Consider the following 9,358-nt stretch of genomic DNA (forward strand, 5'->3'; position numbering starts at 1 on the left):
CGGCAACCATCGTCGTCCGTCCGGGGTGGGGGTTTTCCTTTGACTACAAGGCCGGGCAGTATGTCGGCATCGGCATTCCGGTGGACGGGCGGTGGACCTGGCGGTCGTATTCGCTGACCAGCGATCCGGACACCTCGCGCGGCGACAAGACGATCGCCATCACGGTCAAGGCGCTGCCCGAAGGATTTCTCTCCTCACACCTGGTCAGTGGCCTGGCGCCGGGTACGGTCGTGCGGCTGGCCGCGCCGGCTGGCGAGTTTGTACTGCCCGAGCCGCTGCCGGAGAAGCTGCTGTTGGTGACGGCTGGCTCGGGCATCACGCCGATCATGTCGATGTTGCGCACCATGCGTCGGCGCGGCAAGGGTACCGATGTGGTGGTGGTGCATTCGGCGCCGTCCGAGGCTGATGTGCTGTTCGCCGGGGAGATCTCGGAGTTGGCGCGCACTGGCTTCGCGCGGGTCATCCTGCGGCTCACCCGCAGCCAGGGCAAGCTGGACGCCGCGGCGCTGACCGAACTGGTTCCGGACTGGACCGAGCGCGCCACCTGGGCATGCGGACCGTCCGGATTTCTCGACATGCTCACCGAGGCCTACGACGAGGCCGGTGTCGCCGAGTCGCTGCACATCGAGCGGTTCGCCCTCGAACGCGGCGCACATGGCGCTCAGGGGGGCGTGGTGACCTTTTCCACGCGCGATAAGTCGATCGAGGCCGACGGCGCGACCACGCTGCTCGAGGCCGGGGAGCAAGCCGGCGTGCAGATGCCCTACGGCTGCCGCATGGGCATCTGCCAGACCTGTGTGGTGATGCTCGACAAGGGCTGCGTCCGCGATCTGCGGACCGGCGTCGAGCACGTGGAGGGCGAGCGGATTCAGACGTGTGTCAGCGCTGCCGCCGGCGATTGCACGCTGGACGTCTGAGACCGTCCGGAGGAGTGATCCGGCTCGGACGAGGTAGACAACCTACGGCACCGTAACCTACGCTAACGTAAGTTACGGAAACCTCGGTTTCGGAAACCTCAGTGAGGAGCTCGCCTTGGCGATCAAAGACATTCCCGAGTACGCCCATTTGAGTGATGCGGACATCGCGGCCATCGGGGCCGAATTGGACCAGATTCGAGCTGATATCGAGGCCGACCGCGGCCAACGTGACGCGCAATACCTGCGCAACACAGTTCGGTTGCAGCGTGGGCTGGAACTGGGTGGTCGGGCGCTGATCTTCGGTGCGCAGAAGCGGTCGCTGTGGTGGGCGGGTGCCGGGGTGCTTGGGGTCGCCAAGATCATCGAGAACATGGAGCTCGGGCACAACGTGATGCACGGGCAGTGGGACTGGATGAACGATCCGGAAGTCCACTCGACGTCGTGGGAGTGGGATAACGCGGGTCCGAGCGCGCACTGGAAGCACCAGCACAACTACGTGCACCACAAGTACACCAACGTCCTGGGCATGGACGACGATGTGGGCTACGGTCTGCTGCGAGTCACCCGCGACCAGCGTTGGCGGCCCTTCTACCTCGGTAATGTGCTGTGGAACGCGATACTGATGCTCGGCTTCGAGTACGGCGTCGCGGCCCAACATCTGGAGCTGGCGAAGAAGCGCAAGACCGAAGAAGACAAGGTTGCGTTCAAGAAGGATGTGCGCGACGCTGGCGCCAAGATCGGTAGGCAGGTCGCCAAAGACTACGTCGTGTACCCGGCAATCGTCGGCGCCGCCACCCGCTCGACGACCGGCGCCCGCAAGGCCCTGACCGCCAACCTGCTGGCGAATGCGATTCGCAATGTGTGGACCAACGCCGTGATCTTCTGCGGCCATTTCCCCGACGGCGCGGAGAAGTTCACGAAGCGGGATATGGAAGGCGAGACGCGCGGTCATTGGTATCTGCGTCAGATGCTGGGCAGCGCCAACTTCCGGTCCGGTCCGGTGCTGGCCTTCATGAGCGGCAATCTCAGTTACCAGATCGAGCACCACATCTTCCCGGACCTGCCGAGCAACCGGCTGGCCGAGATCTCGGTGCGCGTGCAGGCCATTTGTGACGAGTACGACCTCCCGTACACGACGGGGTCCTTTCCGGTGCAGTATGCGAAGTCGTGGCGCACCATCGCCAAGCTCTCCCTGCCGAACAAGTACTTGTCGGCGACCAGCGACGATGCGCCGGAAACGGCCTCGGAGCTGAGGTTCAAGTCCGATCCGTCCGAGCACCTGGTCACCGCCATCGATCCACGCAACGGCCGACGTCGCGGCCTCAAGTCGGCGATCCGCACCCTGAGCGAACGTCGTCGGGGTATCGTGCGGCTGCCAGCGGCCTGAGGAAGCGGATGCGAACGAATCTGGGCATAATGGGTAACAATGGCAATTTCTGACATCAATGAGTACGCGCATCTGAGCGATGCGGACGTCGACGCGCTGGGGGCCGAACTCGATGCGCTGCGCAGGCGCATCGAATCCGAACTCGGTGGGCGCGATGTTCGCTATCTTCGGCGCACCATCGTTGCCCAGCGTGGACTCGAGGTGCTCGGCCGCCTCGCGCTGCTCGGCAGCAACCGCAAATCGCTGTGGGTGGCCGGGACGGCGGCGCTGGCTATCGCCAAGATCGTCGAGAACATGGAGCTCGGGCACAACGTGATGCACGGGCAGTGGGACTGGATGAACGATCCGGAAATCCACTCCACCTCGTGGGAGTGGGACATGGTGTGTGCGTCCCCGCATTGGAAGCACTCGCACAACTACGTTCACCACAAGTACACGAACGTGCTCGACATGGACCACGACGTCGGCTACAACGCGCTGCGCGTCACCCGGGACCAGCCGTGGCACCCGAAGTACCTGCTCCAGCCGCTGCAGAACGTCCTGCTCGCGGCGACCTTCGAGTGGGGCATCGCCCTGCACGATCTCAACCTGGCCGGCATCATCAACGGCACCCGCCCACGCGAAGAAGGCATCCCCGAGGTCAAACTGTTCCTCGCCAAAGCGGCGCGGCAGATCGGCAAAGACTATGTGCTCTACCCGGTGGCCTCGGGCCTCGCGCAGCGTTCGCCGCGCGGCGCGGTCACCACGCTGACCGCCAACGCCACCGCCAACCTAGTGCGCAATGTGTGGGCATACGCGGTGATCTTCTGCGGCCATTTCCCGGACGGCGCGGAAAAGTTCACCGTCGAGACCCTCGACGAGGAAACTCCAGGCCAGTGGTACCTGCGGCAGATGCTCGGCACCGCCAACTTCGAGGCCGGGCCGGGCCTGGCCTTCATGAGTGGCAATCTGTGCTATCAGATCGAGCACCACCTGTACCCGGACTTGCCGAGCAACAGGCTCGCCGAAGTCGCGGTGACCGTGCGCGAACTGTGCGAGAAGTACGACCTCCCGTACAACACCGGAAGCTTCTCCATGCAGTACCTGCGGACACTGCGCACCATCAACAAACTCGCGCTGCCCGACCGCTTCCTCACCGACACCGTCGACGACGCTCCGGAAACCACGTCGGAACGACGATTCGACGCTCTCGGTGAGCGTGCCCCGGGCCTGCGCACCGCGCTGACCCGGATGAAAGAACGCGGCCTTTCCCGCGCGCTCCGGGGCCGCCGGCTCTGACCTGACTGTTCCCTAGTCGGGGACGTCCCCGTACGACACCGCTTCGATCACTTCGGGGCCGGCGCCGATCGCGTTCAGTAGTTCCCGCACCGCCATGGCGCGGCGGTGTGAGCTGCCGGTGAGCCGATCGAGCGCGCACTCCGGGTCGGCGGGCGGGCCGAGGTGGGTGCAGCCGCGGGGACAGTCGCCGATCGCCGCGCGCAGATCGCCGAACGCGTCGACGATCTCCTCCGGGGTCACATGCGCAAGACCGAACGACCGGATACCGGGGGTATCGACCACCCAGGAGGTTGGCCCCGCCGGGCCCGATCCCGCAGCGGCGGGCCGAGCGTCAGTGCCAGGTTTCAGGGCCAGGGCGACCGATTGCGTCGAGGTGTGGCGGCCCTTGCCGATGCCAGAGACGCGGCCGACGGCCCGGTCGGCGTCGGGGATCAACCGGTTGACCAGGGTCGATTTACCGACCCCGGAGTGTCCGATGAGTGCAGTCAGGTGGCCGTCGAGGGCGGCGCGGAGATCGTCGAGCGGGTCGTCGCGCCCGGCGACCAGCACCGGCAACTCCAGGTCGGCGAAGTGGGCGGCGAAACCGGACGGGTCGGCCAGATCCGATTTGGTGAGGCACAGGATAGGAGTGAGGCCGCCGGCATAGGCAGCCGCCAGTGCCCGCTCGACGAAGCCGGTGCGTGGCGGCGGATCGGCCAGGGCGGTGACAATGAGCAGCTGGTCCGCATTGGCGACGACGATGCGCTCGTACGGATCGGTGTCGTCGGCGGTGCGGCGCAAGACGGTACTGCGCTCGTCCACGCGCACGATCCGCGCGAGGGTGTCGGGCCGGCCGCTCAGATCGCCGACCACACCGACCCGGTCGCCGACCACGACCGGGGTGCGCCCGAGTTCGCGGGCACGCATGGCGGTGACGCGATGATCAGGGTCGTCGTCGATCACGCAACCCCAGCGGCCGCGGTCCACCGCGACGACCATCGCGGTCTGCGCGTCGTCGTGGGCAGGCCGCGTCTTCGTGCGGGGCCGGGTGCCCTTACCTGGACGGATCCGCACATCGGATTCGTCGTAGGAGCGGGCCGAGCGGTTCATGCGACCCCGGTGGCGGCGACGGCCGCCCATTGCTCCGGGAAATCGGGCAGAGTTTTGGCGGTGGTCTCCACGTTCTCCACCGCCAAGCCTGGCACGACGAGTCCGAGCGCGGCGCCAGCGGTCGCCATCCGGTGATCGGCGTAGCTGAGCCAGGTGGCTGCGGTCAGTTCGGACGGGGCGCGACCGGTGATGACGAGGCCGTCCTCGGTCTCGCGGCAGCTACCGCCCACGCGGGTAATTTCCGTGGTGAGCGCGGCCAGCCGGTCGGTCTCGTGGCCGCGCAGATGCTCGATGCCCCAGAGCGTTGAGGTGCCCTCGGCGACGGCGGCGAGCGCCGCGACGGTGGGGGTGAGTTCACCGACGTCGCGCAGGTCGATGTCGATTGCCTTGAGCCGCTGCGGGCCGGTGACGGTGAGGACGCCGTCGGGCGTTCGGGTGGCGTCGCAACCCATGTCGATCAGGATGGAGACGATCTCGTCGCCCGGCTGGGTGGTGGCCGCTGGCCAGCGCGGGACACTGACCCGGCCGCCGGTCACCGCGGCGGCGGCCAAGAATGCGGCCGCGTTGGACAGGTCAGGTTCGATCACCCAATCGACCGCGCGGATCGGGGTCGGATTCACTGACCACCGGGTCACGGCGCCGACCTCGCGGGTGACGGTGACCCCGGCGGCGGCGAGCATGTCGATCGTCATCTCGATGTGCGGCATGGACGGCACCGGTGGGCCGGAGTGGGTGATGCTGGTGGTGGTGTCGAAGCGCGCGGCCGACAGCAGCAGACCGGACACGAACTGCGACGACTTCGAGGCGTCGATGGTCACCGGTCCGCCCACCACTGCGCCGGTGCCGTGCACGGTGAACGGCAGCGAGTTGCCGTCGACGGCGACGCCGAGGACGCGGAGCGCATCGAGCACGGTACTCAGGGGCCGCGAGCGCGCCTGCTCGTCGCCGTCGAAGTGCACCGACCCGTCGGCGAGGGCGGCCGCCCCAGGCAAGAATCGCATGACGGTACCGGCCAGACCGCAGTGCACCGAGGCGGCGTGCATCGGGGCGGGCGTGACCGTGATCTCGGTGGGATCGCTGGCGGGCCAATCGATTCCGATCCCGAGGGCGGTCAGTCCGTCGATCATGAGGTCGGTGTCGCGGCTGCGCAGCGTGCCGGTGAGGCGCGACGGGCCGTCGGCGAGGGCCGCAAGGATCAGGGCGCGGTTGGTGAGCGATTTGGAGCCAGGCAGCTCGACGGTGGCGTGGACAGGTCCGGGTGCGGTCGGTGCGGCCCAATCAGTCATGACCCCCAGTTTGTCATGCCGCGATACTTTGAACCCATGGCCGAGCACAGTGCGGGGATTCTGCTGTACCGCGGGCGGGGAGACGCGCTTCGCGTGCTGCTGGTGCACCCGGGCGGCCCGTTCTGGATAAACAAGGACGCCGGCGCCTGGTCGATCCCCAAAGGATTGGTGGAATCGGGTGAGGACCCGCTTGCGGCGGCGCGCCGGGAGTTCACCGAGGAGACCGGTTCACCTGTCCCGGAGGGTCGCGCGATCGCGCTCGGCCAGATCCGTCTGCGCAGCGGCAAGGTGGTGACCGGGTTCGCAGTGGAGGGCGACTTCGATCCGGAGTCGTTGTGCAGCAACACCTTCGAGATGGTCTGGCCGCCGCGGTCGGGCCGCACCGCGGTGTTTCCGGAGGTCGACCGGGCCGAATGGTTCGACGTCGTCGTCGCCACGCAGAAGGCAAATGCGGCGCAGGTCGCATTCATCAACCGCGTCCAGGCGCGGTTTGGGGTCTAGGCCAGGAACTCGCCGAGACGTTCGATTCCGGCGCGCAGCTCGTCCTCACCGGTTGCGTAGGCGAGCCGCACGAAGCGTTCGGCGTCCCGGTCGCCGAAGTCCTTGCCCGGGGTGAGCGCAACGCGGGCCTCGTCGAGGGCGCGGTCGCAGAACTCCGATGCGGTCAGGCCGCTGCCCGAGACGTCGAGGTACACGTAGAACGCTCCGTCGGGCAGCACAGGTACCGAGAGCGCCGGAATCTGCGCGAGGCCGTCGAGCACCAGTTGTCTGCGCTCGCGCAGGAGGGATCGTCGGGCTTCGGCCACCGCCAACGACTCCGCGGAGAAGCAGGTCAGCGCGGCCACCTGGGCTGGGGTCGGCGGACAGATGTAGTAGTTCTGCGCCAACTTCTCGGCGACCGGGATCATCGGTTCGGGCACCACCATCCAGCCCAGGCGCCAGCCGGTCATCCCGAAGTACTTGGAGAAGCTGTTAACCACGATTGCGCCGGGGTCGTCGTGGGCGATGCTGGTCCGCTCGCCGTCTTTGAGGCCGAGGTAGATCTCGTCGATGATCCGCCAGCCGCCGCGCTCGGCGACGGTGCTGCTCAATGCGCGCAGATCGTCGTAGGGCAGGGACGTGCCGGTCGGGTTGGCCGGAGAAGCGGTCATCACCCCGGTGGTGCGGTCGGTCCATGCAGCGTCGACCGCGGCGGCGTCGAGCTGGAAACGCGTGTCCGGTCCGGTCGGCAGCAGCCGGACCTGTGCGCCGAAGCTCTCGGCGAACCGGCGGTTGCACGGGTACGAGGGATCGGCGACCAGCACCTCGTCGCCCGGATTGATCAGCGCCGCGCAGGCCAGCAGCAGAGCAGCCGAGGCGCCGGTGGTGACGATGACGCGCTCGGCGGCGATGGGTGCGGCGAACCGTTCTCGGCTGAAGTCGGCGATCGCCGCGCGCAGGTCGGAGTTGCCCAGCGCGCCGGTGTACGGCATCGGTCGGCCGTCACTGATCCGGGCGATCTCGCGAAGGAACTCCGGTGGCGCACCGAAGTCCGGTTCACCGATGTTCAGCTTCACGACATGAACGCCGGTCGCCTCCAGCTCGGCGGCCCGACGGCCGAACTCCATCGCATAGAACGGGGTGATGGCGTGCGCACGGCGGGAGAACTCCATGGACTGATCCTAAGTCCCGCTCCCGCGCCCCTTGCCCGCTCCCGCGCCCCTCCCTGGTTCACCCGCCCTCCCGGGAAGCCGCGGTAACCGGCGGAGGGCTTGGGAGGCGCTGAACGGCGTGGGAGGCGCTGAACGGCGTGGGAGGCGATGACGGGCGTGCGAACCGGTCAGTCGGGGATCAGGTTGAACTCGTCGGGGTCCGGGCCGCGGCGGGTGTCGCGGTTGAGGCCGTCGATCCGGGCCATCTGCTCGGCCGTCAGCTGGAAATCGAAGATGTCGAGATTCTCCGCCATCCGCCCCCGATGGTTCGACTTCGGGAAGATGACATCACCGCGTTGGATGTGCCAGCGCAACACCACCTGGGCCACGCTGCGGCCGGTCTGCGCGGCGAGTTCGACGAGGACATGATCCTGCAGTACGTCACCCTGGCCGATCGGTGACCATGCCTGGGTGACGATCCCGTTCTGCTCGTTGAAGGCGCGCAGTGAATCTTGCCGCAAGTACGGGTGCACCTCGATCTGGTTGGCCGCCGGTACGACGTCGGCGGCGGCCAGTAGCCGCTCGAGATGTGCGATCTGGAAGTTGGAGACGCCGATTGCACGGCTTGCGCCGGCCGCATAGAACTCTTCCATTAGCCGCCAGGTGTCGACGTAGCTCCCGACCGCGGGCATCGGCCAGTGGATCAGGTACAGATCCATCGGGCCGCCGAGTGCTTCGACACTGCGCTCGGTGGCCGCACGGGCGGCATCGGGTGCGTGTGCATTGTTGTTGAGCTTGCTGGTCACAAAGATCTCGTCACGCGCGATGCCCGACGCGGCGATCGCCGCACCCACACCAGCCTCATTGCCGTACATCTGCGCGGTGTCGATATGCCGGTAGCCCACTTCGAGGGCCTCGAGCACGATGCGTGTGGTCGCGTCCGGCTCCACCTGAAAGACACCGAAGCCCAGCTGCGGGATCGTGACACCGTTGTTGAGGAGGATCGTGGGGATGGCAGTCATGGCTCCCACAGTAGGCCGGACCGGCCGGGCGCGCCCCCGACCGCGCAGCAGCCGTCCTGGGGGAGGACCCTGAAATTCACCCCCAGATCGGCGCGCGCGTGGTGACAGGGACCGTCATATCCGGCACGGTGGAGATATGGCTACTTCAACTGGGCAGACAAACAAGTCCGCGGGCACCTCGTTCTGGAAGGTGCTGGCGATCGTCATTGGCGTGCTGATCCTGATCTCGATCGGCTGGTCGCTGGTCAAGGCGGCATTGTGGCTGGTGGTCGTGGGGCTGGTGATCGTCGGCGCGTTCACCGTATTCAAGGTCCTCTCCGACGAGTGACCCTTCGACCCTTCGACAGGCTCAGGGTGAACCCGGCTTCGTCGGCTCAGGGGGCGACAATGAGCTTGCCGCGCGGGTGGCGGCCGCTGACTGCTTCCAGCGCGTCGGCGACGTTCGCCAGCGGGTAGGCCCCGGCTATCTCGACGACGAGGCGCCCGGCCGCGGCATCGTCGAGCAGACCCGGCACGGCCGCGCGCCGGTGGCGTCGGGAATCCTCGGTGCTCCCGCCGACGACGACGATGCCGTCGCCGATCCGCCCCCACGCCGCGATGCTCACGATCCGCTCGGCTGCCACCAGGGCCAGTGAGGCATCGATGCCGATATCGCGGCCTGCGGTGTCGGCCACGGCGGTGATCGGCGATGGGGCGGCCGCCCGGACATCGGTCAGCAGATCGCCGTCGTACCCGATCGCGATCGCAC

At 67.4% G+C, this 9,358-nt stretch carries 10 protein-coding genes; 5 read left to right on the top strand and 5 right to left on the bottom strand.

Annotated elements, in window-relative coordinates; genetic code table 11:
- The 3 genes from WAW85_RS16710 to WAW85_RS16720 form a co-directional block, all read left to right on the top strand.
- The coding region (locus WAW85_RS16710) for a ferredoxin reductase (protein ID WP_422560707.1) at positions 1–917 on the top strand (917 nt) is incomplete at its 5' end.
- A gap of 115 nt (positions 918–1,032) precedes the next feature.
- Positions 1,033–2,304 carry a fatty acid desaturase family protein gene (locus WAW85_RS16715; RefSeq protein ID WP_422560708.1) on the top strand — a complete coding sequence of 424 codons (1,272 nt, stop codon included), beginning with the start codon at positions 1,033–1,035 and terminating at the stop codon, positions 2,302–2,304.
- Between the two features lie 39 nt (positions 2,305–2,343).
- Positions 2,344–3,582, top strand: a complete 1,239-nt coding sequence (locus WAW85_RS16720; RefSeq protein ID WP_422560709.1) for a fatty acid desaturase family protein — start codon at positions 2,344–2,346, stop codon at positions 3,580–3,582.
- A gap of 12 nt (positions 3,583–3,594) precedes the next feature.
- On the opposite strand, the gene rsgA is transcribed toward WAW85_RS16720, so the two are convergent.
- Positions 3,595–4,671: a GTPase RsgA gene (gene rsgA, locus WAW85_RS16725; protein ID WP_422560710.1), complete on the bottom strand. Its 1,077-nt coding sequence runs from the start codon at positions 4,669–4,671 to the stop codon at positions 3,595–3,597.
- Positions 4,668–5,957, bottom strand: a complete 1,290-nt coding sequence (aroA, locus tag WAW85_RS16730) for a 3-phosphoshikimate 1-carboxyvinyltransferase (RefSeq protein WP_422560711.1) — start codon at positions 5,955–5,957, stop codon at positions 4,668–4,670. Before aroA ends, rsgA begins: the two co-directional genes overlap by 4 nt.
- Positions 5,958–5,993: 36 nt before the next feature.
- On the opposite strand from aroA, the gene WAW85_RS16735 reads away from it, so the two are divergent.
- Entirely contained in the window at positions 5,994–6,458 is a 465-nt protein-coding gene (locus WAW85_RS16735) for an NUDIX domain-containing protein (protein ID WP_422560712.1), read from the top strand.
- On the opposite strand, the gene WAW85_RS16740 is transcribed toward WAW85_RS16735, so the two are convergent.
- A complete protein-coding gene (locus tag WAW85_RS16740; protein ID WP_422560713.1) occupies positions 6,455–7,609 on the bottom strand; it encodes an aminotransferase class I/II-fold pyridoxal phosphate-dependent enzyme in 1,155 nt (384 codons plus the stop codon). The genes WAW85_RS16735 and WAW85_RS16740 overlap by 4 nt on opposite strands.
- Positions 7,610–7,776: 167 nt before the next feature.
- Positions 7,777–8,610 (bottom strand): aldo/keto reductase, encoded by an 834-nt coding sequence (locus WAW85_RS16745; protein ID WP_422560714.1) that lies wholly within the window; start codon positions 8,608–8,610, stop codon positions 7,777–7,779.
- 136 nt (positions 8,611–8,746) lie between these two features.
- On the opposite strand from WAW85_RS16745, the gene WAW85_RS16750 reads away from it, so the two are divergent.
- Positions 8,747–8,938 carry a hypothetical protein gene (locus WAW85_RS16750; RefSeq protein ID WP_422560715.1) on the top strand — a complete coding sequence of 64 codons (192 nt, stop codon included), beginning with the start codon at positions 8,747–8,749 and terminating at the stop codon, positions 8,936–8,938.
- Positions 8,939–8,984: 46 nt separating this feature from the next.
- On the opposite strand, the gene WAW85_RS16755 is transcribed toward WAW85_RS16750, so the two are convergent.
- A partial coding sequence (locus WAW85_RS16755; protein ID WP_422560716.1) for a zinc-binding dehydrogenase occupies positions 8,985–9,358 on the bottom strand: 374 nt, incomplete at its 5' end.

It is taken from the genome of Gordonia sp. (in: high G+C Gram-positive bacteria) (assembly GCF_049299075.1).
GTDB lineage: Bacteria > Actinomycetota > Actinomycetes > Mycobacteriales > Mycobacteriaceae > Gordonia.

Excerpts from the sequence above, each read along its gene's own strand:
- WAW85_RS16720 (WP_422560709.1), top strand. The coding sequence starts at position 2,344 with ATGGCAATTTCTGACATCAATGAGTACGCGCATCTGAGCGATGCGGAC.
- rsgA (WP_422560710.1), bottom strand. The coding sequence starts at position 4,671 with ATGAACCGCTCGGCCCGCTCCTACGACGAATCCGATGTGCGGATCCGT.
- aroA (WP_422560711.1), bottom strand. The coding sequence starts at position 5,957 with ATGACTGATTGGGCCGCACCGACCGCACCCGGACCTGTCCACGCCACC.
- WAW85_RS16735 (WP_422560712.1), top strand. The coding sequence starts at position 5,994 with ATGGCCGAGCACAGTGCGGGGATTCTGCTGTACCGCGGGCGGGGAGAC.
- WAW85_RS16740 (WP_422560713.1), bottom strand. The coding sequence starts at position 7,609 with ATGGAGTTCTCCCGCCGTGCGCACGCCATCACCCCGTTCTATGCGATG.
- WAW85_RS16745 (WP_422560714.1), bottom strand. The coding sequence starts at position 8,610 with ATGACTGCCATCCCCACGATCCTCCTCAACAACGGTGTCACGATCCCG.
- WAW85_RS16750 (WP_422560715.1), top strand. The coding sequence starts at position 8,747 with ATGGCTACTTCAACTGGGCAGACAAACAAGTCCGCGGGCACCTCGTTC.